This window comes from Alteromonas portus (assembly GCF_005117025.1).
Lineage (GTDB): Bacteria > Pseudomonadota > Gammaproteobacteria > Enterobacterales > Alteromonadaceae > Alteromonas > Alteromonas portus.
In genome coordinates, this window is the sequence record NZ_SWCO01000005.1 from 359,763 (window position 1) to 384,204 (window position 24,442).

19 protein-coding genes are annotated in these 24,442 nt (G+C 45.7%); 15 read left to right on the forward strand and 4 right to left on the reverse strand.

Features of this window, described 5'->3' with window-relative positions; all coding sequences use genetic code 11:
* Positions 1-17 precede the first annotated feature (17 nt).
* From E5672_RS09535 to E5672_RS09545, 3 genes are all read right to left on the reverse strand, one after another.
* Positions 18-2,150, reverse strand: a complete 2,133-nt coding sequence (locus E5672_RS09535; protein WP_136781984.1) for a tetratricopeptide repeat-containing diguanylate cyclase — start codon at positions 2,148-2,150, stop codon at positions 18-20.
* Between the two features lie 128 nt (positions 2,151-2,278).
* Positions 2,279-2,602: a replication protein RepA gene (locus E5672_RS09540; protein WP_136781985.1), complete on the reverse strand. Its 324-nt coding sequence runs from the start codon at positions 2,600-2,602 to the stop codon at positions 2,279-2,281.
* A complete protein-coding gene (locus E5672_RS09545) occupies positions 2,562-3,257 on the reverse strand; it encodes an AAA family ATPase (RefSeq protein WP_136781986.1) in 696 nt (231 codons plus the stop codon). The genes E5672_RS09540 and E5672_RS09545 overlap by 41 nt, the downstream gene beginning before the upstream one ends.
* A 236-nt stretch (positions 3,258-3,493) precedes the next feature.
* Between E5672_RS09545 and E5672_RS09550 the strand changes: the two genes are divergently transcribed.
* The 6 genes from E5672_RS09550 to E5672_RS09575 all read left to right on the forward strand — a co-directional run bounded on the left by E5672_RS09550 (position 3,494) and on the right by E5672_RS09575 (position 12,814).
* Complete coding sequence (locus E5672_RS09550; protein WP_136781987.1) at positions 3,494-4,234, forward strand: glutathione peroxidase; 741 nt, start codon at positions 3,494-3,496, stop codon at positions 4,232-4,234.
* A gap of 85 nt (positions 4,235-4,319) precedes the next feature.
* Positions 4,320-5,408, forward strand: coding sequence for an alpha/beta hydrolase (locus E5672_RS09555; protein WP_205676484.1), 1,089 nt, complete (start codon positions 4,320-4,322; stop codon positions 5,406-5,408).
* A gap of 250 nt (positions 5,409-5,658) precedes the next feature.
* Positions 5,659-6,102 (forward strand): hypothetical protein, encoded by a 444-nt coding sequence (locus tag E5672_RS09560; RefSeq protein ID WP_240692200.1) that lies wholly within the window; start codon positions 5,659-5,661, stop codon positions 6,100-6,102.
* Between the two features lie 187 nt (positions 6,103-6,289).
* Complete coding sequence (locus E5672_RS09565) at positions 6,290-7,705, forward strand: TolC family protein (protein ID WP_136781989.1); 1,416 nt, start codon at positions 6,290-6,292, stop codon at positions 7,703-7,705.
* 5 nt (positions 7,706-7,710) lie between these two features.
* Positions 7,711-9,564 (forward strand): efflux RND transporter periplasmic adaptor subunit, encoded by a 1,854-nt coding sequence (locus E5672_RS09570; RefSeq protein WP_136781990.1) that lies wholly within the window; start codon positions 7,711-7,713, stop codon positions 9,562-9,564.
* The gene (locus E5672_RS09575) at positions 9,557-12,814 is read left to right on the forward strand and encodes an efflux RND transporter permease subunit (RefSeq protein WP_136781991.1); all 3,258 of its coding nucleotides are present in this window, start codon (positions 9,557-9,559) and stop codon (positions 12,812-12,814) included. Before E5672_RS09570 ends, E5672_RS09575 begins: the two co-directional genes overlap by 8 nt.
* An 85-nt stretch (positions 12,815-12,899) precedes the next feature.
* Here E5672_RS09575 and E5672_RS09580 read toward each other — a convergent pair whose 3' ends face one another.
* The gene (locus E5672_RS09580; protein WP_205676485.1) at positions 12,900-14,150 is read right to left on the reverse strand and encodes a dipeptidase; all 1,251 of its coding nucleotides are present in this window, start codon (positions 14,148-14,150) and stop codon (positions 12,900-12,902) included.
* Between the two features lie 393 nt (positions 14,151-14,543).
* Here E5672_RS09580 and E5672_RS09585 point away from each other — a divergent pair, with 393 nt between their 5' ends.
* From E5672_RS09585 to mraY, 9 genes are all read left to right on the forward strand, one after another.
* On the forward strand, positions 14,544-15,305 hold the full coding sequence (locus E5672_RS09585) for a SapC family protein (protein ID WP_136781992.1): 762 nt from the start codon (positions 14,544-14,546) through the stop codon (positions 15,303-15,305).
* A 158-nt stretch (positions 15,306-15,463) separates the two neighbouring features.
* On the forward strand, positions 15,464-16,288 hold the full coding sequence (locus tag E5672_RS09590) for a hypothetical protein (RefSeq protein ID WP_136781993.1): 825 nt from the start codon (positions 15,464-15,466) through the stop codon (positions 16,286-16,288).
* Between the two features lie 595 nt (positions 16,289-16,883).
* Positions 16,884-17,342 carry a division/cell wall cluster transcriptional repressor MraZ gene (gene mraZ / locus E5672_RS09595; protein ID WP_012519465.1) on the forward strand — a complete coding sequence of 153 codons (459 nt, stop codon included), beginning with the start codon at positions 16,884-16,886 and terminating at the stop codon, positions 17,340-17,342.
* Positions 17,339-18,280 carry a 16S rRNA (cytosine(1402)-N(4))-methyltransferase RsmH gene (gene rsmH, locus E5672_RS09600; protein ID WP_136781994.1) on the forward strand — a complete coding sequence of 314 codons (942 nt, stop codon included), beginning with the start codon at positions 17,339-17,341 and terminating at the stop codon, positions 18,278-18,280. The genes mraZ and rsmH overlap by 4 nt, the downstream gene beginning before the upstream one ends.
* The gene (gene ftsL / locus E5672_RS09605) at positions 18,277-18,612 is read left to right on the forward strand and encodes a cell division protein FtsL (RefSeq protein ID WP_136781995.1); all 336 of its coding nucleotides are present in this window, start codon (positions 18,277-18,279) and stop codon (positions 18,610-18,612) included. The genes rsmH and ftsL overlap by 4 nt, the downstream gene beginning before the upstream one ends.
* Positions 18,609-20,384 (forward strand): peptidoglycan D,D-transpeptidase FtsI family protein, encoded by a 1,776-nt coding sequence (locus E5672_RS09610; RefSeq protein ID WP_136781996.1) that lies wholly within the window; start codon positions 18,609-18,611, stop codon positions 20,382-20,384. Before ftsL ends, E5672_RS09610 begins: the two co-directional genes overlap by 4 nt.
* Positions 20,374-21,939 (forward strand): UDP-N-acetylmuramoyl-L-alanyl-D-glutamate--2,6-diaminopimelate ligase, encoded by a 1,566-nt coding sequence (locus tag E5672_RS09615; RefSeq protein ID WP_136781997.1) that lies wholly within the window; start codon positions 20,374-20,376, stop codon positions 21,937-21,939. The genes E5672_RS09610 and E5672_RS09615 overlap by 11 nt, the downstream gene beginning before the upstream one ends.
* The gene (locus E5672_RS09620) at positions 21,936-23,345 is read left to right on the forward strand and encodes a UDP-N-acetylmuramoyl-tripeptide--D-alanyl-D-alanine ligase (protein WP_136781998.1); all 1,410 of its coding nucleotides are present in this window, start codon (positions 21,936-21,938) and stop codon (positions 23,343-23,345) included. The genes E5672_RS09615 and E5672_RS09620 overlap by 4 nt, the downstream gene beginning before the upstream one ends.
* Entirely contained in the window at positions 23,339-24,421 is a 1,083-nt protein-coding gene (mraY, locus tag E5672_RS09625) for a phospho-N-acetylmuramoyl-pentapeptide-transferase (protein WP_014950432.1), read from the forward strand. The genes E5672_RS09620 and mraY overlap by 7 nt, the downstream gene beginning before the upstream one ends.
* Positions 24,422-24,442 lie beyond the last annotated feature (21 nt).

Consider the following 24,442-nt stretch of genomic DNA (forward strand, 5'->3'; position numbering starts at 1 on the left):
TCTCATTTCCTCTACTGCTATTTATCGAGGGTGTCTGGCCACGTGATACTTGCCACATTATTGAAGGACGTGGCAATTCTTGAACCAGGAAAGTTGAACCTAGTATCTAACAACGTTGGGTTGGCTCTCGGGCTTTTTAGTGTTTCTATAACGCCTACCCAGCCGTTTCTTCCGGAAAGCTTAGTGGCGTAAAGCGCGTAATCGACGACAGCAAATGTTCGCTTCCATGCAGTATCAAAATCATCTTCCTTATCAGGAGGAAGCAATGAAAAGCCAATACTACAGGTTATATTAATGGGGTCTTCTAAACCTATATCAAAAGAAGTTCGAGCGACCATTTCTCGACATCGCTCAGCCAATTCTGGTAGCTCTTCTCTATTTGACTGTCGACAAACAACCAAAAACTCTTCGCCACCCCATCGAATAATAAGATCGGTTTGTCTGAATACTTCTTTAAGGACATTGGCAAATGCCGACAACACCTTGTCTCCAGCCATATGCCCATAGTCGTCGTTAATGCGTTTAAAATGATCGATATCAATAAGCAGGCAGAGTAGGTCTTGCTTAGATTTATTGGCCTCGATATTTTGTTTCGCTGAAAATTGACTGCGCCTAATTTCGCCTGGAAGTTGTGATTCGAGGTAGTGTCTGTTGTACAACCCGGTCAAGGGGTCGCGCAAGCTCACTTCTTCAAGAGTTTTGTAGGCTCTTTCTAGTTCTTGGTTTTTCTCTTGCAAGATTAAGGTTTGCTGTCTTACTTCGCGACGTAAAATAATAGTTTGTTGGCGCTGTTTGTAACGGCTCCATACTAAAAATGTCAGTAACAGAGCGGCTAAAGATACACTCCAAAATAAGGTGGTTTGTAAGTTTTCACGCTCGGCTTGAGCAAGTACGAGCTGTTTCGACTCTTCTAATTTTTCTAGCGTTCGAGACTGGCGTACAAGCTCAATTTCAGCTTGTAGCCCTTCTATAGCTGATTTGTTTTCTGAGTCCAGCAACACTTCACGCAACTGTTGAATAACTGATTGAACGTCTAACGCCTTTTTGAATTCTCCTAGAGACACAAAGGCACTTAGCTGTAGTGATAGAAAGCTCAACTGCCCGCGAATATCCCTATTTTTGCGTGCATCAATAGTACCCGTTCTTGCTTCTGCTAAAGCCAGTTCAAAGCTCTGTTCTTTCATGTATGCTTGAGCAAGGGCCAGTCGTCCCTCTTTCATTAATTTGGCTTGGCCCGATGAGCTTGCAAACTGCATGGCTTCTTTTAGTAGGTCTCTGCCTTTCGGAATATCGCCATTTTCTACAAGCGCTTTTCCCATCAACATTTTTGCTTGGGCAATTGCACCAACATCATCGCTGGTAAGCAGAAGGGTCAGGCTTTCGTTAATAGTTTCAATTGCTTGCTTAATGGAGCCCGATTTCAGTGCTAGTGCACCCATACGCGCTTTAATAGTGCCAAGTAGTTTGGGCGAACCCGTATTTTCAATGCTATCAAAAGCATCTTGGTAATAGGTATGGGCTAGCGCTCCTTGATTTAGCAAACTATAAATTTCGCCAATGCGAAGAAGCGAGAGGCTCATTTCATTCGCCATATTATTTTCACGAAAGTAACTTAGGGCTTGCTTCAACGGTTCAAGGGCGGTTTCAATTTCGCCTTGTTCTTGTTGAATTATCCCTAATTCAAGGTTCAACCGTGCTTTTAAGAGGTCGTCTTGTTCAATTTGTGCAATAGACATGGCACGCCTGACATAAGTCATTGCCATGGCGTAATTTGATAGATGCCTTTCAGAAATAGCAAGCTGAAGAAGAGTTGACGCCATTCTACTAAGCTTACCCTCAACGGTGTAGCGCTCTAGCGCAGCGTTAAAGATAGCTTTTGATACTTCAAAGCGAGAAGCGTTTTGAAGAAGCAGGCCGAGTGATGAAAAAGCATCGGCAGACATCTGCTGTTGTTGCAAGGCTTGCTCTAACAATAAAAGTGCCTTGCTGTCAGCATCGGCATATTGTTTCGCTTTTAGAAGATTTTCAACGCCCGTGATTTCGCTATTAATTGAGTTAACAGCGTTTACCGGCTTAACCTGCAAAAGACACATAGCACATAGTAGGGCACACATTAGCACGCGCACTGTGCTCAATCCTCCACTGCCCATTCTGTTGTATCTCCCATACGCTGTCAGAATATATCATTGCTGAGTATCTCAATAGGCTTCCGCCCTGGCAACTTTATTATTGTGAAGGATAAAACGAATTTAATACGTATTTGGATTAATACTTTAGTTTAATTTTTGCTGTTGTTTTCAATCCACTCTCGAATCAATGCAGACTTAGCTTTACCTGTGTTCTGAGCAATGTTTGCAAGTTTTTCAATACATTGCGGCGTTAACGTAAAGGTAGCATGTCTCATACCTTCTGGCTTCGCTGGTTTCTTAACTTGTGCAACGCATTGCGTTTGAATATTGCTAACGCCAGTGATGTTGTTTTTTCGTCCCCGCACATCGACTTTACCTTGTGCGTACAGCAGTGCATCGTCAATGAAATCTTCTACAGAGCGAAGGTTGGGCTTAGCTAACGGCTTCGACTTTTTGAGGTTGAGTAAACTCATAAGCATCCTCCACTTTGCCAGCTAGTAACTCTTCAAACAGGGTCCTTATTTCCGTGGCTGCTTTACCTTCGGGCTCACTTTCAATCACCGATTGCCCTGATTCTTCAGAGTCGTCATACATGTTTCTGCTAAAGGTGACTGCGTTTAATACAGGGATACCAAATGAACGACACACCTCTTTTGCCTCTAGAATGCGGTTAGCCAAGCTTGGAAGTGACGGGCACTGAGTAATGACAAAGGCTGCGTTCATTTTTGGGTTGACCATTTTACAGGTAGATAAAATGTCTTCCATGTGAGGCACCGTTTTAAGGTCGCGGCGTTTAGGTCTAAGTGGAATGAGAATATGGTCGGCAACTGCCATTGACGAGCGCAAAGCAAGGTTGTCTTGACCACCACAGTCTATTACAACGTAGTCGTAGTACTGTCGAAGGCTAAGTAATTCGTTACGTATTTTTCCGTATAACTGAACGCAGTTAATTTCAGCAAGTCGAGGATTTGCTTTGCGTTCTTGGATCCAGTCGGAAGTCGTTCGCTGCGGGTCGCAGTCCACCATCAACACCTTGGCACCTTTTTCAGTACGAAGATAAACCGCAATGTTTTGTGCCAAGCAGCTCTTTCCGCTACCGCCTTTTTCTCCACCAACCAAAATAATCATGGTGATAACCCTCGAATATCGCTTTACGTTAAAATGTTAAGTCTTAAGTTGATCGCAAATGGTGTTACAACCCCACTTAACCTCGAATAAAAGCATAGGCAGGCTATTGAGGAGGTTCAGCATCAAAATCGATATTAACGAATGTAAGACAATACCTATTGATTTGTGTGATAACTCAATCTAGTCTTCTACGCTTATACACAAATTCACAGTAGAAATACCGATAAGAGGTTGTTATGTCAGAAAGTCGCTTTACTTCTAAAGAAGGCCAAAAAGTACCAAGCGTGTCATTTCCATGCCGCCAAGGCGATGCATGGGTAACGAAAACGACAGATGAATTATTTTCTGGCAAAAACGTGGTGGTATTTTCCTTACCTGGTGCATTTACACCCACGTGCTCCTCTACTCACTTACCACGTTATAACGCATTAGCGAAAAAATTTGCGAAACACGGTATTGATGACATTGTTTGTGTATCGGTGAACGATACTTTCGTGATGAACGCATGGGCCGCAGATCAGGAAGCCGCGAACATTACGGTTATTCCTGACGGAAATGGTGAATTCACCGACGGCATGGGTATGCTGGTAGATAAAGCGGACTTAGGCTTTGGCAAAAGAAGCTGGCGTTATTCAATGCTAGTGAAAGACGGCGTGGTAGACAAAATGTTTATTGAGCCTGATGTTGCTGGCGACCCGTTTGAAGTGTCAGATGCAGATACCATGCTGGCTTACATTGCGCCAGAAGAGCAAACTAACGCACCCGTTTCTATCATCACAAAACCGGGTTGTCCTTTCTGTGCTAAAGCGAAAAAACTGCTTGATGAAAAAGGTTACGAGTACGAAGAAATCGTGTTGGGCAAAGATGCCTCTCTAACCAGCTTAACGGCGATTAGCGGTCGTGAAACCGTGCCGCAAGTTTTCATTGGCGGTAAGCACATCGGTGGTTCTGACGACCTAGAGGTTTACTTTAGCTAACGTTATATACGTATTAATCGTCACAAGAAACGGGAGCATGGTAAACTGCTCCCGTTTTTTTATTAATTATCCGTAGCGGAGAATAATGGTGTCATCGAAGTTTTTTGTAAAATTGCTCATAGGTATTGTTGCGCTTTTAGGTGCAAATATGGCTATAGCCGCAAATTTATCTATACCCGATACTAGCGGAATGAAAAGCAGAAGTTTTTCAGATCTTCAAAATCAGTTCAAAGCATTTTACGAAAAAGAATGGGGTCAAACCCAGCCGTGTAGAGAAACAGCACTCAATCGCTTTTCTGTTTGCAGCAACGTATTGCGTAATGAAGGAAACTCACCTTTCATGCTGACCAACAAATCAAGCAGCAAGGTGGCAGTCCTTATCCACGGCCTGAGTGATTCGCCTTTCTTCATGCGTGAAATCGCCAACATATTATTTGAACAGGGTTTTACCGTAGTCGTGCCGCTTTTACCCGGCCATGGAAAGCGAGATGCCAATGACGATATGTCTGACTGGGATTTAGCAGAGCGCTGGCAGTCACACGTGGATGAAGTCATTAAATTGGCTGATAGCATGGGGGATACTTTGCTTGTAGGCGGCTTCTCTACAGGTGGCGCACTGGCGGTTGAACATTATTTAGACAATGCCAATAACGAACTAAATAATATCGATGGTCTTATGTTATTTTCTGGCGCGCTGGCGCTGTCTGATAACGCTGAAAGTATGTCTCGAATTTGGGGTATTAAACTTTTAGCACGAGTGATTGATGGAAGTTATCAAACCCATGGCCCTAACCCTTACAAATATCCTAATGTAGCGGGTTTAGCAGGGTTAGAATTGATGGATTTAATAAACACCATTCGCGACAAAGTCGAAGAAGGGCAGCAAATTGAAGTGCCATTATTTGCCGCTCATTCTCAAGCTGATGTAACTACGCCAATTCGCGGCATAGAGCAGTTAATGGACGCAAGTAAAGGTCCGAATACCTTTTTTGTTATCGATGAATCGTACGGGTTGTGCCATGCAGATTTAGTTGTGAATACAAGCTTGCTCAATAAAATGAATTTCAATGCAAGTATGGTTAATCAGCAGGAAGAATGTGCGGTACCTAAAGCAAACCCGCTGTTTTCGACCATGAGCCTTATGTTGCGTGATTATTTGTCGCAGTTTGAATAAGTTACTGGGGCCTGTTGACCTGTGGTGAACAACAAGGTCAACAGGCCCTAGCTTAGAGAGATCAACGCCTGGCTTTACTGCTCGGTTTCATCACGCTATTATTTCGTTGCAATAGACAGCAATTTTCTAAGTAGAGTCTTTGAGAAAGTTTCGGATTGGTTTAACGCTCAAAAGGTATAGGTCGGCGAATGCAAGTTCGTGGGTTCTTACCTTGTTTTTAATGATGGCCCTTGTGTCGTCAGGCAGCGCTGTGTCTATTGAACATTCATACGAACATGACCATTCAATGTCGGCGATGACACCGCAGGTGGATGCTGCTCATGTTAACCATCGGGTTCAATCACCTGAATCTGCTAATACACATTGTCAGCATCAAGAATTGTCGTCACCACAGGCGGATTTAAGTGCTAAAAACAGCATGAGCAAGCCTGCCCAATTCAACAGCGTCCCGGTCAGCGATGCAGGCGTGAATAGCGTGAAAGCATCACAGATGAGCGACATGTCTTGCTGCAAGGATGAATGTAAATGCCCAGCCGATCACTGTTTTAACCTGAGCGCTAGTGCGCTAATTCAGCCTACCGTTGAAACCGAAGTATCAGTAGCCAGAATGGCTGCCATTGCGCCTATTCTAGGGCAAAGTACACCTCCTCACTTCGGGCAGTTTCGCCCACCTAAATCACTTTTCACAGCATAGATCCATCTTGCGGATTTGCTTTGCCGCAGAGACGTTTTTGATTCAACGAGGTGTCTTTTCGTTTTGAGATATCTCTGATCTTTTATCTATGTAACGCGTGGTAAGTGGTTTTGCTAATTCCCTTTGTCGAATTCAGCGAAAAGCATGCAACGTCACTACGCCTTACACCTGAAAAGTGATGTTATACATGAGTAACTATTCGGCACCTAAAAAACTGGGCACTGCCAAGCACAATAAAATAAGGGCCTCGTTCGCTCTATTTTTTGTGCTTTCTTTATTTTTGATGGCTAATAAGCCTGTTGTGGCGCAAACCCTAAGCCTGGAGCAAGCGCTGCAGCTAGCTATTCAAAACGACCCTTTGCTTAAAGGGAATGTGCATCGCAAGGAGCGCTTTAATGCAGAAGCCGAGGCGTCATCATATTGGGCAAACCCTCAGGTTTCAGCGTCTGTACAAAACTTGCCTACCGACGGCTTCGCATTTGACCAAGAGCCTATGACGCAATTTAAAGTTGGTTTGAAGCAGCAGTTACCGCGAGGCGATGAAAATCTTTACAGCCAGCGAAAGTATCAGGTTATGGCTGATCAAATGTCGGTGCAGAGCCAAGCAAGAAAGGCGTGGCTTAAACGTGAAGTTACCCTTACTTGGTTAGATTGGGTTTATGCAACGCATCGTATTGGCTTATTGGATAAAGAAAAATCACTGCTTACACAGCTTCTCGATTTTACTGACTCCAGATACAGTCAAGGCGTTGGTGCAGCGGCCCAGCAAGACATACTGCAAGTGCGTTTGGCATTATTGTCTTTAGACGATAAATACGTGCAGGCTTATCAACAAAAAAATGAAGCGAGATCGGCACTATCAAAATGGTTTGGTGCGCCACTAGATGAATCATTGAGCGCGCCGCTGACTCAATCAATGCATGAGTCAACGCCTTCTTATCCAAAGCGTATCGATGTCGATGCTATCTTAAACGACAGCAGCCTTAGTCTTTCTTCGTTCTTAACGGTTATTGAGCGCAGTGAGCCTTTTTCAATACTACAGCATCATCCTGAGGCTATGCTGCTTCAAATTCAGACCCAGATAGAAGCACAAAATGTGAACATAGCGCGAGAGCAAACTAAGTCTCAGTGGGCATTTGAAGCAAGTTATGGATACAGACAAGACGCGCAAAATGGCGCAAGCCGAGCTGATTTTGTGTCATTGGGTGTTCAAGTAGACCTTCCGTTTTTCAATAAATCTCGTCAAGACGCTTCAATAGCCGCGGCGGCTTCCAAAATGAGTGCGTCTGAAACGGACTTCCGATTGAAAGTGAACGAGCTTGCCGCGAACGCAGAGGTGCTTAAATCACGCTTGTCAGCGCTAAGTGAGCGCAAAGCGCTTTATGAAACGGCGTTAATTGGTGAAACACAGCAACTTTCTGAAGCGGAACTGACAGCTTACACCACAGACACCGGTGATATTAGTGATGTTGTTAATGCCAACCTCAAGCAAGTACAGGTACAGGATGATTTACTCAAAATAGACATCGAGCGCGCCAGAACACTGGTGTCACTTGCTTATTTGTACTTGCCCACTCACGCCCATTTTTCGAATAAAGAGTAGTTAATATGACATCTTCAACTCGCCCTGCTCCAGATACAAAAAGCACGCTAATAAAAGGCTTGCTAATAGGTCTGCTATTTGGCGGCCTGTTAGCGTTCGGCTTGGCCTCACTATTGTTGTCTGATTCATCAAAACACGGAAATGGTGAAAGTGCCCACAGCGGAGTAAACACCCACAGCGGAGTAAACACCCACAGCGGAGTAAACACCCACAGCGGTGTAAGTGCCCACAGCGATAAAAGTGCCCACAGCGATAAAAGTACCCACAGCGAGAAAAGTGCCCACAGCGACGAAGCAGGCAATAAAGCCCCTTTATATTGGGTAGCGCCTATGGATGACAGCTACCGCCGTGACAAACCGGGAAAGTCACCGATGGGAATGGACTTAGTCCCCGTATACGCCAATGACGACGCAGCATCTGCGAAAAGTAATGAGCGTACGCCTGGTACCGTAATGATTCTGCCAAATGTTCAGCACAATATGGGGGTTAAAGTCGCGCCTGTTACCATTGGAACACTTCAACAGACCGTAACGGCGGTGGGCAACGTGGCTTACGATGAAGAGAGTATTATGCACATCCACCCTAGAGTATCTGGTTGGGTCGACAGGCTTTTCATTAAATCCCAAGGTGAGCAAGTTGAAAAAGGGCAGGCACTTTATACCCTGTATTCGCCAGAATTAGTTAGCGCACAAGAAGAATTCGTTCTAGCCCTTAGACGAGGAGACGCACGTTTAATTGAAGGCGCAGCCGAGCGCTTAAAAACTCTGGGGCTATCAAAGGGCGTTATTGAAGCATTACAAAAAACTAGACGAGTAACACAAACCGTTACATTTAACGCGCCGCAAAGCGGTGTAGTAGAAGCGCTGAATATTCGGGAGGGGTTTTACGTTCAGCCCGGGACAACCTTGATGAGCATCGCGCAGCTAGATTCGGTGTGGGTGATTGCTGAGGTGCCTGAAAAATACGCGCAAATTATCGCGCCTCATAATAGCGCTGTGGTTACCCTTGATGAAATGACCCATGGGGTAGGTGCTAAATGGGAAAGCCACGTAGAGTATATTTATCCGTCTTTGTCAGAAACAACCCGAACCTTGAAAGTGCGCATACCGCTAAACAATAGCAACCACACGTTAAAGCCCAATATGTTTGCCCACGTTGTAATTATGCCTACTCAACGTAAAGCGGCGTTACTGGTTCCTCGTAGTGCCGTCATTCGCACGGCTGAAGGCGTAAAAGTGGTACTCAGTGATGGCGATGGCAATTTTAAGTCAGTACGGGTAACGCTGGGGCAAAGCGATAGTACACATTTTGAAGTAGTCGAAGGCTTGTTGCCAGAGGATGATGTTGTGGTATCAGCACAATTTTTGATTGATTCAGAGTCGTCGAAAAGCAGTGACTTTAAGCGAATGAAAGCGCCAGATCACCAGGCCACGACAACAGGTACTATTGAGACAATTGAATTGCCGGCTGACACCGAAACGAATGGCGCTTCGAATAACGCAAAGTTAGTGATCGCTCGCGGTCCGATTGAAAAATGGGGGCGGGGACCTGCGACAATGTCATTTGCTGTATCAAAGCATATTGACTTATCTCAGTTCAAAGAAGGTGACAACATCATGTTCACCTTTGTGACTGGCGAAGAGTTCACGGTTATCGATATGCGAAAGCGCAGTGAACATGCAATGGACAGGGGCATAATGCATGACTCAGGTCACAGCAATCATAAACATGATACGAGCAACCTGAAGGGCGATGGAGAGCAAAGCGATGCTCACGAGTCATCGGTTCATAAGTCAATGGTTCACAAGTCGGCAGAACAAAAATCGATAAATCATAAGGAGCATATGCACCATGATTGAATCGGTAATTCGCTGGTCGGTAAACAATAGAATACTGGTATTGCTGAGCGCTATTATGCTCAGTATTGCAGGTGTCTGGGCGGTGAAAAACACCCCCGTCGATGCTATCCCTGATTTATCTGATGTCCAAGTTATAGTGAAAGTAAACTATCCCGGTCAGTCGCCACAAGTGGTCGAAGATCAAGTGACCTTTCCACTTACATCAGCACTTATGTCTGTGCCCGGAGCACAAACGGTGCGCGGATATTCGTTCTTTGGCAACGCGTACGTTTATGTCATTTTCGATGATGATACCGACATGTACTGGGCGCGGAGCAGAGTATTGGAATACCTAAGCCAAGCGTCTTCGCAACTTCCAGAAGGCGTGACACCTCAGCTAGGTCCAGATGCGACAGGGGTAGGTTGGGTTTACATTTATGCGTTGGAGAACGATGTTAGTCAGCCAAATGCGCTAGATGCTGGTGAATTAAGGGCGTTGCAAGACTGGTTCTTAAAGTTTGAGCTTCAGTCAGTTGAAGGCGTATCTGAAGTGGCGTCCGTTGGAGGGATGGTTAAACAATACCAAGTTATTGTCGACCCTGAAAAATTACGTGCCTATAACATTCAGCCATCCATGATAGACATTGCCCTTAAACGGGGTAACCGCGCGTCAGGCGCTTCGGTTATTGAAATGGCCGAGGCAGAGTACATGGTTAGTGCACAAAGCTATATTCAGGGCATTGATGACATACTGGCGTTGCCCACAGGCGTTATCAAAGACGGCGTTAGCATAACGATTAACGATGTAGCTCAAGTGGTAGAAAGCCCGTTGATGCGCCGCGGTATTGCTGAACTAAACGGGAATGGCGAAACCGTGGGTGGCATTATAGTGATGCGCTATGGCGAAAACGCAAAAGCCACTATCGATGCGGTTAAAGCTAAGCTGGATTCACTAAAAGCGAGCTTGCCGGAAGGGGTGAACATCGTCCCCGTTTACGACCGCTCCACCCTTATTGATAAGTCCGTCGATACCCTCTCCAATAAGTTGGTGGAGGAATTACTGGTTGTCGGTTTGGTGTGCGCTATCTTCTTGTTTCACTTACGTTCATCTATGGTTGCGCTAATCAGTTTGCCTATTGGTATTCTCGCCGCGTTTATCGTAATGAAGCTGCAGGGACTTAATGCCAACATCATGTCTTTAGGTGGCATTGCTATCGCTATCGGTGCAATGGTGGATGGCGCTATTGTTGTGGTTGAAAATTTACACAAGCACATTCATCAGCATGCTGTTTCATCAAGTCAGGGAGCTTTGGCGAGTCAAAGGGATTCAACAAGTCAGGGGGGGACAGGGAGTGCCCAGTCGCGAACATCTATACCAGCCTCTGCGCCAACATTTGCAAAGCTTTCGGCAGCCAAACGCTGGGAACTGGTGATTAAGTCGACCACCGAAGTTGGTCCAGCTTTATTCTTTGCGCTGCTAATTATCACCGTATCCTTTATTCCTGTTTTTGCATTGGAAGCGCAAGAAGGGCGTCTTTTTGCGCCTCTTGCCTTTACCAAAACCTATGCCATGGCAGCAGCTGCGGCTCTGGCAATTACTCTAATTCCTGTGCTGGCGGGTTATTTTGTACGCGGAAAAATACGATCTGAAGCCCAGAACCCGGTAAATAGAGCTTTAGAGCGCGTATATCAACCATTGCTGACGCGGTTGCTTAACTACCCACTGCTCACTTTGGCGGGGGCATTTTGCTTGTTGCTTTCCATGTACTGGCCGTTAAGCCAACTAGGTAGTGAATTTATGCCCGAACTGGACGAAGGCGATTTGATGTATATGCCTACAACCTACCCGGGTATTTCGGTGGGTAAAGCCAGAGAGCTTTTACAGCAGACAGATAAGCTTATTGCAACCTTGCCCGAGGTTGAAACGGTATTCGGGAAAATAGGACGCGCCGATACGGCCACAGACCCTGCACCATTGACTATGATTGAAACCTTCATTCAGCTTAAACCGAAAGCCCAGTGGAGGGAGGGCATGACCACTGAAAAGCTCAAAGAAGAGCTTAACGCTCTGGTGCAATTTCCAGGGCTGACCAATGCGTGGGTAATGCCAATTAAAACCCGCATCGACATGTTGGCAACCGGGATAAAAACCCCTGTTGGGATCAAGATTGCGGGGCCTGACCTAGCAGGCATTGAAGCCATTGGAAAGGATATTGAGATACTGCTTAAAGACCTGCCCAATACAGCATCAGTTTACGCTGAGCGGGTGGTGGGTGGCCGTTACGTTTATATCGATATCGACAGGCAGTTGGCGGCGCGTTATGGCATGACGATAGACGATGTTCACAGTATTGTAGGCTCGGCGGTGGGCGGCAAAGTGATTACACAATCAGTGGAAGGGCGTGAGCGTTTTCCTATTGCCATGCGTTTTTTACAGCACTACCGCGATACGCCTGAATCTTTAGCATCCATGCCATTTGTCACGCCAAGCGGTGTTCACATTACTCTTGGCGATGTGGCAACTGTGCGTATTGACGACGGGCCGGCCGGGATTAAAAGCGAAAATGCCCGATTAAATGGATGGGTATACATTGATATCTCGTCAGACTCGGCCACAGGTATTGACTTAGGGGGCTATGTAGATAGCGCGAAACGTCATTTGTCACAGAACCTTGATTTACCCACTGGATACTCTATTACGTGGGCGGGGCAGTTTGCTTACCTAGAGCGCGCGAAAGCAAAACTGTCGGTGGTTATACCGCTAACGTTGGCCATTATCTGCCTTTTGCTTTATCTGGCATTTAAACGCTTTCGCGATGTGGCACTCATACTCGCTACCTTACCGTTGGCGCTGGTGGGCAGTGTATGGTTGCTTTACCTTCTTAATTTTAATCTGTCGGTGGCGGTAGGTGTTGGGTTTATTGCCTTAGCAGGTGTAGCGGTAGAAATAGGCGTTATCATGCTGGTCTATCTAAACCAATATGTATCAGAAGCACTCACTAGCCACGAAAAAGAAAATGGCAACACTAAAAAAGTTGAGCTTGTTAAAACGGCTATTGTCCATGCCGCCTCGGCAAGGCTTCGCCCTGTTATGATGACATCGCTTTCTATTATTGTGGGCTTGCTGCCTGTGCTTTATGCCACTGGAACTGGTAGTGAGGTGATGCAGCGAATTGCGGCGCCTATGGTAGGCGGTATGGCGAGTGCACTGGTATTAACGCTGTTGGTATTGCCAAGCGTGTTTTACTTAATTGTGTCACGCAAAAAATAATAGAATTGAACGTGCGATACAGTAGAAAAAGCATGGGGAAGCGATAACACGCTTCCCTACGCTTCGTTTTTAAAGCATTGCGCGACTAGTGCGCTGCCGCATGATCTTCCGAATAACCTTCCGCATGCTCTTTCGCATAATCCTCAACTTGTTGCCAAACGCGTAAAAGGTTTCCGCTCAATATCTTTTCAATGTCGGCACGGCTATAACCTCTATCCAGCAATCCTTGTACTAAGTTTGGAAAACTCGCCACATCTTTAAGCCCAATGGGGAGTGAGTCACCTACACCGTCATAGTCTGAACCAATACCTACATGATCAACACCAATCAGTTTTACCACGTGGTCGATATGGTCAAGCACTTCGTCTAGGGTTGAATAAGGGTAAGGCACTTCTTTGCGATAATTCTCTTCAAAGTTCTCTAGCTTAGGGCTGTCTTCACCCTCTTTTTCGATCAATGCTTTGCGCGCAGCAGTAAGGCCACTACGCCACTTACCAGCTTCTTTAGATACAAAACTAGAACCAAAGTTAATCATGATCACACCGCCATTTTCACCGAGCTTCTTGATCATCTCGTCGTCCATGTTGCGTTCAAAGCCAGGTGTAAAACGGCGCAGTGAAGAGTGCGATGCTATAACTGGTACCTTTGTTAACTCAATAACTTGGTAAAAGGCGTCGTCAGACACATGGGAAATATCCAGCATAATGCCGATGTTGTTCATTTCGCCCACTAGGGTTTTGCCAAACGGGCTAAGGCCTTTCCATTTTCTGCGCAGGTCATACGAAGAGTCAGAAATATGGTTGGCTTGACTATGAGCAAGGGTGATGTAGCGAATGCCTCGCTCGTAAAAAGCCGTTAGATTCGCCAAGTCACCTTGAATAGGCGAACCATTTTCCATACCCATTGGCAGTGAAATTAACCCTTTTTCAAATTGTGCTTTTACGTCAGAAGGGCTTTTAGCAATGGCAAATTTATCAGGTGCACGGGCAACAATGGCTTCTACTGAATCGATGAGCTCATGGGCAAGCTGTGTAGACTCTGGCGAGTTATCTAAACTAGCGGGCACGTAAATACTCATAAAAGGAGCGTTCAAGCCACCAGATACTGCGCGAGGGTAGTCAAAGTCGCCGTCCTGCGTGGCTTTAGTGACATCAACCCACTTTTCCTTTACGCGATAAGGTACATCAATGTGACCATCTACAATAATAGTTTCTTGTGCGATCTTGATGGCTTTTTCAGATGCTGAATACGTGGGGGTATCAGCAAGTGCAGAATGTGAAGCAAAAAGCGCAGAGATAAGTAATGCGCAAGATGAGAGTGGGAAGCGCCCCTTCATAGTAAATCCTTATTTTGTTTTTGTATCGCTTAGGTCAACAACTGCTAACTTAATAGCAATACGAGACTAAAGGATAATGCGAACCGCGACAATAGGCTTTTACTTGCTATGCATTTAGCTTATATCGCTCCCGCTAAGCCCTAAAATAGTCGATATTGCTCATTTTTAGAGCGTTTGTGCTTGTTTACTTCAAGTTTACATTGCAATAAAAATTTAAAACTTGTTATGGTGAAGACTGCGTGACTTCATTGCGCGAATACGGGATACTCCCAAGCGCTCCGCCAATTATCGATGACTACTATGCATCAGCGCGGCCGACGTAATTTTTTAGTGGCACCCGCTCTTCTCACATAATCAAGCCGGGGCCACAGCTAACAAGTATGAGAAATAAATATGGCTATTAATTTTGTACCGCTAGACAAAGAAAAGCATAAAGACCTAAAGGTTGCGGTAAATACATCTTTCAGCTTTGCGAAAAATACACACCTTGCAGCAGCATCAATCCGTGAGTTTGCTCAACTAGCAGCCACTATGCCGTTAGTATTTATTGAAGACAATAATACTCAGCGTCACCATGTTGTAACTATGCTTGGTATGGAGCAGGGTCAAAACCTATTCCTAACTGGCGACAGCTGGAAAGGCCCTCATGTACCAATGAATATCCTTCGCTATCCGTTTGACGTGCGTCCAGACGGCGATAAGCTAGGCGTTTACATTGATGAAAACTCTGACCTTATTTCTGATGAAGGCCAAGCACTATTTACAGAAGCTGGTGAAGCCACTGAGTTCCTTGATAGCCGTCAGAAGTTCTTGGCAGACCTTGCAAATAGCGAAATGCTAACTCAGCGTTTTGTTGCTAAAGTGGTTGAACTAGACCTTCTTGATCCAATTCAAATTCGTCTAACTTATCAAGATGGTAAACAGCGCAATGTTACTGGCATGATGAGCATCAACGAGAAGAAGCTTCTTGAGCTACCAGAAGAGCAGGTACTTGAGCTACACAAGCAAGGCTTCCTAGGTGCTATCTACGCAGTAATGATGTCTGTTGGTCAGCTTAACCGTCTTGTTGAGCTTTCTAACGACACAGAAAACCCAATTCGCAGCATGCAGCTTTCAGCAGTTAAAGCTGACGCTGAAGCAGCACCAAAAGCTTAATTGCTTCTTCATTCTAAATATAAAAAACCCGCTTAACAGCGGGTTTTTTAATGTATCTTGCACTCGTTCAGACTTCGTCATGTTTCGTTCAGAAACCGTTAAGTTTGAATACCTTATCTTACATGACGTTCCCAACACATTTTTTAAGGACAAAAGACATGAATATCAAATCCAATAAACTTTCAACAACGCTAACTGCACTTTCACTCATTACAGCTTCAGCATTTACAGTCTCAGCATCACATGCAGCTACGCAAAACGAAGTACAAGTTACCGCTGTTGATTTTGAGGGGTTAGATGACAACCTCTACGGTGCAAGATATGTGCGCTACCTTGATGAAGTTAGCGGAAATAGCGGCGCTTACCTTATCAACCCTTATCTACAGCGCGTGTCTAGCTTGTCTGGTGGTTACGCTAATTTAGATGGTATTGATGTATTTAATCTAGGCAGTACTTTCTACCTAGACGATACATGGATGATTGCTGTAGAAGGTGCCCACAGCAAATTTGACGACGAATTTAGTGAAGAGGATTACACCAATATTGATTTCAAAGTCGGATTTAACTTATCCCGTCAATGGCAAATTGGTGCAGGTGTCATCTATCAGCGTGCCACGTACGACTTTAATGCCGGTGGACAAAGTTACAGCGAAAGTGAGAATGAAACTTCACCACTTGTATTTACTCGCTACACCACGGTAGGTAATGGGGGAACTGGCTGGGACTTCACCGCCCAGTACATAGCAGACGATGTTGATGTTTTATCAGGAAGTGCACGATACTTCTTTAGCCCAGGTTTGAGTGTTCAAGGAAGCTATAGCTATACCAATGCACCAGATGGTTTCGATAACGTGAAAGCCGCAGGTGTTTCACTCGATTATTGGGTCAATGAGCAGTTTTCGGTGTCAGCTAGCTATGAAACAGATATCGATAGCGACGTAGACAGTGACGTGGCCTCGCTCACTGCCTCTTATCGTTTCTAAGAGCGGGCCAGCTATATACTAACGCTATTGTCAGCTATTGATGAATTGCGAAGAGTTAACGCCCTAAGGTGTTAACTCTTTTTTCTTTAAGCCTTTTCTCGGTTGTAAGCGCTATTCACATGCAGACGTTTGTTTTGAACAAAGATCTTTATAAGAAATGTGGCGTAATCCACTGCGCTTCGTAAACACCTATTAAAAGCTAATGTACGATGTAAGCGTTCATTTTTGCACTTGGTTTTTGCTCTACGTCAGGTAATGTAGCATTGTACCCGCTTGCGAGACCTAACCTCTTTGTTTAGATAAAAACAGCAGTTCATCGATTAATTTCCCCTTTATTTTTGCCCATCTGAATATTTTTTAATCTTTTTTACGCGCCTAATCATACACTTCCCAAAAGTACTGTATATCCAAACAGTTTAATCCCAGTGTTTATGCGGCTTTCACGCCTTTTTTCTACTTGACAGTGGGGATCATTGGTACCTAAACTGTATCTCAGTGGGTAAATGTGGCGAATTGTGGATCAAATCATCATCACTTTGCAGATTAGTACTCAAAAAACAAGAAAACCAAGAGCAAATAATAAAAGGCTAGGGGAATGTTCCGCGGCGCTAACGCAATCAATCTGGATACAAAAGGCAGACTGGCTATACCGACGAAGTATCGTCAGTCGCTGCTGGATGATTGTCAGGGACAACTGGTCTGCACAGTCGATACACAACAAAGTTGTTTGCTACTTTACCCACTTCCCGAATGGGAAGAGATTGAGCTTAAACTCTCTAAACTTTCAAGCATGATCCCAGCTGAGCGTCGCTTGCAGCGATTGCTACTAGGTTATGCTTCAGAAGGTGAGATGGATAAAAGCGGGCGCATTCTTGTTCCTACTCCACTGCGAAGTTTCGCAAAACTCTCAAAAGAAGTCATGTTAGTTGGTCAGTTAAACAAATTCGAAATTTGGGATGCCGATATTTGGGCACAACAAGTTGAAGCTGATATAGACACCGAACGCAAAGGCGAATTTGAACTTACCGAACGATTACAGGACTTTTCTTTATGACGCAGCCTAGCGAATTTAAACATATTTCAGTATTGCTTGATGAATGCATTGAAGCTCTAGCGATTAAGCCGAACGGTATCTACATAGACGCCACTTTCGGCCGTGGGGGGCACTCAGCGCATATTTTGGATGCATTGGGTGAAAACGGGCGTCTTATAGCATTTGACCGTGACCCACAAGCGATTAAAGCGGCTGAACGCTTTGCCGATGATAAGCGTTTTAGCATTATCCACTCACCGTTTGGTGATATGGCAGAAGAAATCGAAGCGCTAGGGCTAACCGGTAAGATTGACGGCGTGCTAATGGATTTAGGTGTATCTTCACCTCAATTAGACGATGCTGAGCGTGGCTTTAGCTTCCTTCGTGACGGCCCCCTTGATATGCGCATGGATACCTCACGTGGACAGAGTGCAGCCGACTGGTTGGCTAACGCCGAAGAGCAAGACATTACGCAGGTTATCAAAGAGTTTGGCGAAGAGAAATTCGGCAAGCGCATTGCTCACGCCATTGTGAACACACGCAAAGAAACACCCATCACGCGCACAGCTCAGCTAGCCAAAATTATCGACGAAGCGGTTCCTGTAAAGGATAAGTTTAAACATCCGGCAACTCGTGCATTCCAAGGCATTCGCATTTATATCAATGCGGAGCTAGAGCAACTTCGCGTTGGCCTTAAAGCGGCGACGCAAGTGTTGGCGAAAGAAGGCCGTCTTGCCGTTATTTCGTTTCACTCGCTTGAAGACCGTTTAGTAAAACGTTTCATTAAGGAGCAAAGTAAAGGGAAATCAGTACCACACAACTTGCCGATTACTCAGGCTGAAATAGATGCAGATAAAGTGCTAAAAGCTCTGGGTAAAGCAATAAAACCTTCAGAACAGGAGATTGCGAACAACGTTCGCTCTCGCAGTTCGGTATTACGTGTGGCAGAAAAGTTATGACCAAAGCCGCGCCAGACAAGGCCAGCACTAATTTTAAATTATTGCTAATAATTGTTTCAGATTTGACCCGCAACAAGTTGCGGGTTTTGTTGTATTTAATGGTTATCGCAAGTGCCATGGCGGTAACGCTTAGCAGTCATCACAACAGACAGCAGGTCATTGCTCTTGAAGACCTTATGCAAGAGAAAGATGAGCTGGATGTTGAATGGCGAAACCTAGTGCTTGAGCAACGTGCGTTGACCGAGCACAACCGCATAGAAAACCTGGTTGAAAAACAGTTAGAAATGTACCGTCCAACCGCAGACGATGAAGTAGTGGTGAAGTTGAAATGAGTACAACAGCACTTTCTCGTAAGCGTAAAAAGACCGGTGCAAAGCAAAATGTAACGCCAAGTTTAGTGCATTGGCGTTTTGTCGTTGTACTTGTGGTAATCATGCTGGTTTTCGGCGTGCTAGCTGCTCGAGCGGCCTACATCCAAGTTATTGAACCAGACGAGTTAATTCAACAGGGTGACAACCGCACGCTTAGAACCCGAGATATGCCGACCTATCGCGGGCTTATTACCGACAGAAATGGTGTCGAACTGGCGGTAAGTGTTCCTGTTCGGGCCATTTACGCAGACCCTAAGATTATCCATGAAAATAACGGCTTTGAGGAAGAGCGCCGCTGGGAAGCGCTGGCGGATGTACTGCGCCAAGACGTCAATGAACTGAAAGAAAAAGTAGCCAACCCCAAGCGCCGTTTTGTTTATTTACAGCGTCAAGTCTCGCCTGCAATGGCAGAGTACGTTGACAAACTAGACATTCCGGGCATTTATCTTCGTCGTGAAAGCCGCCGTTACTATCCTACTGGTGAAGTTTCAGCGCAGTTAATTGGGGTAACCGATGTTGACGACACGGGCGTTGAAGGCTTAGAGCGCATGTATAACGAGTGGCTAACAGGCACGCCTGGTTCTCGTAAAATACGCCGCGATGCGAAAGGCCGCCAGGTTGAAATATTAGAAACTAAATCTGGTGAAAAAGCCGGTGACCTGCAGTTAACTATCGATCAGCGCATTCAAGCACTTGCTTATAAAGAAATCAAAGAAGCCATGATTTACTATCAATCAAGCTCGGCTTCCGCCATCGTAATTGATGTAAAAAGTGGTGATGTATTAGCTATGGTGAATGCACCGTCATTCAACCCGAACGACAGAAGCAAATTGTCTGCACACAGAATGCGTAACCGGGTTATTACTGATGCGTTCGAGCCAGGCTCAGCATTGAAGCCTCTAGCTGTCCTCACTGCATTGGAATTCGGTGAAGTTGAGCCTGAAGATTCAGTAAACACCCATCCAGGTTGGATGCGTTTAGGCGGTAGCCTAGTGAAAGACTCACGCAACTATGGCGAGCTAACGCTGGAAGAAATTATTCAGCATTCCTCCAATATGGGCACATCGAAGCTGGCGCTTTCAGTGCCTAAACAGTTCCTGCTGGATACTTACTACAACATGGGCTTAATGAGCGATACCGGACTTAATATGGCTGGGGAAAGTAGCGGTATTTTCCATGAGCGCAGCCGCTGGTCTGAGTTTGAATTAGCCACGCTGTCGTTTGGGTACGGTATCTCTGTCACTACAGCACAGCTAGGGCGTCTTTACGCAACGTTGGCAAACGGCGGTATAAAAACACCACTTAATATCATCAAGTCACCGGAACAACCGTCGTGGCAAGCCCAATCAGAACGGGTGATCAGCGAAGAAAACGCAAAAGCCATTGTTCAAATGATGGAAAGCGTCACCCAGCGTGGCGGCACGGCAACAAAAGCAGCGGTTCCGGGCTATCGCGTAGCAGGTAAAACAGGAACAAGTAGAAAAGCGGTAGCCGGCGGCTACGGTGAAGAGTACGTCAATATTTTCGCCGGTATTGCACCAGTGTCTGACCCAAGATTAGTGACAATTGTATTGATCAACGAACCTGGTGGTGATTTGTATCATGCTGGGGATACTGCTGCTCCTGTCTTTTCATCAATTATGAGTGGCGCACTGCATATGCTGAACGTTACGCCCGATGACAAACAGGTTACTTCTAGTCGCTTATTGAAAGGAGGTCAAAGTGGTAGTTAGTGCCTTTATTCAAAGTATAAAAGCCTTGTTGGCGAAATTTGGTGTAGATGCCCCCGATATTCGCATTGAGGGTTTAACGCTAGACAGCCGAGAAGTGAATACGCGCTTAGCATTTGTAGCGGTGAAAGGTCATGAACGTGATGGACGAGATTTTATACCCCAGGCAATAAGTTTAGGGGCCCGTGTAATTCTGGCGCAAACTGAAGACAGTAGTGCCCATGGTCAAATGGAAATGCGTGATCACAGTGTCATCATTTCGCTATATGAACTACCGCAAATGCTTTCTGCATTAGCTGCTGCATTTTATGACTACCCAGCCCAGAAAATGACTACGGTAGCGGTAACAGGGACAAACGGAAAAACCTCTACAGTTCAATTGCTTACCCAGTTGAAAGATGCTTTGGGCACACGTAGCGCAAGCATAGGAACCTTAGGAAGTAGTGTGTTTGAGGGCGATGAAACCCAGTGGTCGAACACGCCTGCAGCAAACACCACGCCCGATGCCATACGTATGCAATATTTGTTGGCAGACTTTGTGCAAAGCGAAGTGCGCCATACGGCTTTTGAAGCAAGCTCTCACGCATTGGTTCAGGGGCGGCTTGGTACAGTAAAAACCGATATCGCTGTTTTCACCAACCTTACTCGAGATCATCTCGATTACCACGGCACCATGGAAGAGTACGGCAAAGCAAAGCGCTTGCTGCTTCAGCAGCCAGGTTTAAAGGCTGTGGTATTAAACGCTAATGATGATGAAAGTAAGAAGTGGGATGGTGCAGCAGATAAGACGATTACACGCGTCTGGACAGGTATAGACGAAAGCGGTCTGGATGAAAGCGGTGAAAGTGAGTTGATGCGAGCGCATAACAATCCTCAAAGTCGCCATTGTTTCGCCACAAATGCTTCTTATCATGCAGGTGGATGTAGCTTTGAACTGGTGAGTTCGTGGGGAAGCGCTGCTATTTCGCTGCCACTATTTGGAAAGTTCAATATCAGCAATGTACTTAGCGCTATAGGTACGTTACTCGCTGAAGGCGAGCGTTTTGATGACGTGGTTAACGCGGTAAATGCAATCACGCCTGTTCCCGGGCGAATGGAAGTTTTCCCTATAACGGGTGCGGCGAACCTAGTGGTGGACTACGCGCACACGCCAGACGCTCTGGAGAAAGTGCTGTTAAGCGCCAAATTTCATACAACGGGTAAAGTGTGGTGTGTGTTTGGCTGCGGTGGCGACCGTGATAAAGGCAAGCGACCGCTAATGGGGCAGGCTGCCGAGGTTGGTGCTGACGCTATTGTGATCACTACTGATAACAGCAGAAGTGAAGACCCTGAATCTATCGCCGAGGATATCATGGCGGGTTTGAAGAACCGTGAGCTGGCAGTGTCTATTCCCGACCGCGAGCAAGCTATTCGTCATTGCCTTGAGCATGCGCATGAAAGCGACATCATCATTGTGGCCGGAAAAGGCCATGAAGATTACCAAATTATCGGTGACAAAAAGACTAACTATAACGAACGTGCAGTTGTGGCGCGACTGCAACAGGAGTACAGCAAATGATAACAACAACGCTGTCATGGATAGCCGAAAAGGTTAACGGAAATTTATTAAAAGGCGCTGCTGACATCGAAGTATCAGCAGTAAGTACCGATACCCGCACCCTTGAAGATGGCGCAGTGTATCTAGCCTTGAAAGGCCCGAATTTTAACGGCCACGATTTTGTCTCAATGGCCGAAAAAGCGGGAGCAAGCGCGGTTATTGCCAGTGAAGACGTAGCGACCACGTTACCTGTCATCATGGTTGAAGATACCAAAGAAGCACTTGGCCTCTTAGGTGCGGCAGTAAAAGCTTATGTGGCGCCCAAAACGATTGCGATTACCGGAAGTAGTGGCAAAACCACCGTAAAGGAAATGTGTGCCGCTATTTTGGAGCGAAGAGGCAATGTATTAGCCACAAACGGTAACTTCAATAATGATATCGGTGTGCCGCTAACCCTTCTACGCCTTGAACCTCAGCATGAATATGCAGTGATGGAGTTAGGCGCAAATCACATTGGCGAAATCGCTTATACCACGAACCTTGTTAAGCCGGACGTAGCGACTATCGTAAACGCCGCCGCTTCTCATCTAGAAGGCTTTGGAAGTTTGCTCGGTGTAGCGCGCGCCAAAAGTGAAATTTTTAAAGGTTTAGGCAGTGATGGCGTGGCGGTAGTTAACGTTGATAGTCAGTTTGCCGAATTTTGGCAAGGCAAACTTAAACAGACTAAAACGCTTACGTTTTCCCCGCAGCAGAAAAATAATGCCGACTTTAGAGCAGAAGATATCACCATTGGATTAGATGGCTGCGCCGCGTTCCACTTGGTTTGCCCGCAGGGTGATATGTCTATTCAACTGACTATTCCTGGCGTTCACAACGTGGGGAATGCTCTTGTCGCTGCGGCATTAACGCTGCAAGTTGGCGCCACACTAGAAAACGTGCGCGACGGTCTACTTGCTATGAAGCAAGTTAGCGGTCGCTTGAATGTGAAACAGCTTACCGAACAAGTTCGCCTATTAGATGACACCTACAACGCCAACGTAGCGTCTGTTAATGCAGCAATTGATACGTTAAGCAGCTTTTCAGGCATTCGCGTTCTTGTGCTGGGCGACATGAAAGAGTTAGGCGAAAAAGCGCGTTTCTACCACGAGCAGGTAGGGGAATACGCTAAACAAAAAGGAATTAATTTCCTGTATACCATGGGTGTTTTGAGTCAATCAGCCAGTGCTGTGTTTAATGAAAACGGTGGCCATTTCAGCGATGTTGAAAGTTTGTTGGCCGCAATGGAGAGTGATTTGTTAGTGCAGCAGCGCGATATTTCAATTTTAGTTAAAGGTTCACGCAGTTCCAAAATGGAACGTGTGGTAGAGGCGGTCGAGGCCTCTACGCTGGGAAAGCACGATAGCCGTCGGGAGCGAATAGCATGTTAATTTGGCTAGCCGACTGGCTGACACAATTCGATTCAGGGTTTAACGTATTTTCATACCTTACCCTTCGCGCAATTTTAAGCACGCTGACCGCGTTACTTATTGCCATTCTTATTGGCCCTAAGATGATTCGTTATTTGCAGCGTATGCAAATCGGTCAAACTGTACGTGATGATGGCCCGCAAAGCCATTTATCAAAATCAGGCACACCCACTATGGGCGGGTTACTTATACTCGCAGCAATTGTGGTAAGCGGCCTGCTTTGGGCTGACCTTACTAACCGTTATGTATTGGTAACCCTGACCGTGGTTGTGGCCTACGGTATTATTGGGTTTGTTGACGACTACAGAAAAGTGATCCGCAAAGACTCGAAAGGGCTCATCGCCCGTTGGAAATATTTCTGGCAATCTGTGGTTGCGTTAGGCGTCGCATTCTATCTATACAGCAGTGCAACAATAAGCGCTGAAACCTCACTACTGGTGCCTTTCTTCAAAGAAGTGTTTCCGCAGTTAGGTGCGTTCTTCATCATTATTACCTACTTTGCCATTGTAGGCACAAGTAACGCGGTAAACCTTACCGATGGATTGGATGGACTTGCCATCGTGCCCACTATTTTAGTGGCGGGCGCATTTGCCATATTTGCTTATGTAACAGGTAATGCGAACTTTGCCGAATACCTGAATATTCCTCATATTCCGCTTACCAGTGAACTGGTGATTGTGTGTACCGCCATGGTCGGGGCTGGCTTAGGCTTTTTATGGTTTAACACGTATCCGGCACAAGTATTTATGGGTGACGTTGGTTCATTAGCGTTAGGCGGCACACTAGGTGTGTTAGCTGTATTAGTGCGCCAAGAACTCGTGTTAATCATCATGGGTGGTGTTTTTGTTATGGAAACCCTGTCGGTCATCCTTCAGGTGGGTTCTTACAAATTGCGGGGCCAGCGTATTTTTCGTATGGCGCCTATTCACCATCACTATGAATTGAAGGGCTGGCCAGAGCCGCGAGTTATCGTGCGTTTTTGGATCATTTCAATCATTTTGGTTTTAGTGGGTTTAGCTACCCTCAAACTTAGATAAGCGGTAAAGAGATAAATCGTA

Bases quoted from the DNA above. Each gene is read 5' to 3' on its own strand.
- E5672_RS09570 (WP_136781990.1), top strand. From the start codon at position 7,711: ATGACATCTTCAACTCGCCCTGCTCCAGATACAAAAAGCACGCTAATA.
- E5672_RS09565 (WP_136781989.1), top strand. From the start codon at position 6,290: ATGAGTAACTATTCGGCACCTAAAAAACTGGGCACTGCCAAGCACAAT.
- E5672_RS09580 (WP_205676485.1), bottom strand. From the start codon at position 14,150: ATGAAGGGGCGCTTCCCACTCTCATCTTGCGCATTACTTATCTCTGCG.
- mraY (WP_014950432.1), top strand. From the start codon at position 23,339: ATGTTAATTTGGCTAGCCGACTGGCTGACACAATTCGATTCAGGGTTT.
- E5672_RS09585 (WP_136781992.1), top strand. From the start codon at position 14,544: ATGGCTATTAATTTTGTACCGCTAGACAAAGAAAAGCATAAAGACCTA.
- E5672_RS09575 (WP_136781991.1), top strand. From the start codon at position 9,557: ATGATTGAATCGGTAATTCGCTGGTCGGTAAACAATAGAATACTGGTA.
- E5672_RS09540 (WP_136781985.1), bottom strand. From the start codon at position 2,602: ATGAGTTTACTCAACCTCAAAAAGTCGAAGCCGTTAGCTAAGCCCAAC.
- E5672_RS09590 (WP_136781993.1), top strand. From the start codon at position 15,464: ATGAATATCAAATCCAATAAACTTTCAACAACGCTAACTGCACTTTCA.
- E5672_RS09550 (WP_136781987.1), top strand. From the start codon at position 3,494: ATGTCAGAAAGTCGCTTTACTTCTAAAGAAGGCCAAAAAGTACCAAGC.
- ftsL (WP_136781995.1), top strand. From the start codon at position 18,277: ATGACCAAAGCCGCGCCAGACAAGGCCAGCACTAATTTTAAATTATTG.
- E5672_RS09555 (WP_205676484.1), top strand. From the start codon at position 4,320: ATGGTGTCATCGAAGTTTTTTGTAAAATTGCTCATAGGTATTGTTGCG.
- E5672_RS09610 (WP_136781996.1), top strand. From the start codon at position 18,609: ATGAGTACAACAGCACTTTCTCGTAAGCGTAAAAAGACCGGTGCAAAG.
- rsmH (WP_136781994.1), top strand. From the start codon at position 17,339: ATGACGCAGCCTAGCGAATTTAAACATATTTCAGTATTGCTTGATGAA.
- mraZ (WP_012519465.1), top strand. From the start codon at position 16,884: ATGTTCCGCGGCGCTAACGCAATCAATCTGGATACAAAAGGCAGACTG.
- E5672_RS09545 (WP_136781986.1), bottom strand. From the start codon at position 3,257: ATGATTATTTTGGTTGGTGGAGAAAAAGGCGGTAGCGGAAAGAGCTGC.
- E5672_RS09535 (WP_136781984.1), bottom strand. From the start codon at position 2,150: ATGGGCAGTGGAGGATTGAGCACAGTGCGCGTGCTAATGTGTGCCCTA.
- E5672_RS09620 (WP_136781998.1), top strand. From the start codon at position 21,936: ATGATAACAACAACGCTGTCATGGATAGCCGAAAAGGTTAACGGAAAT.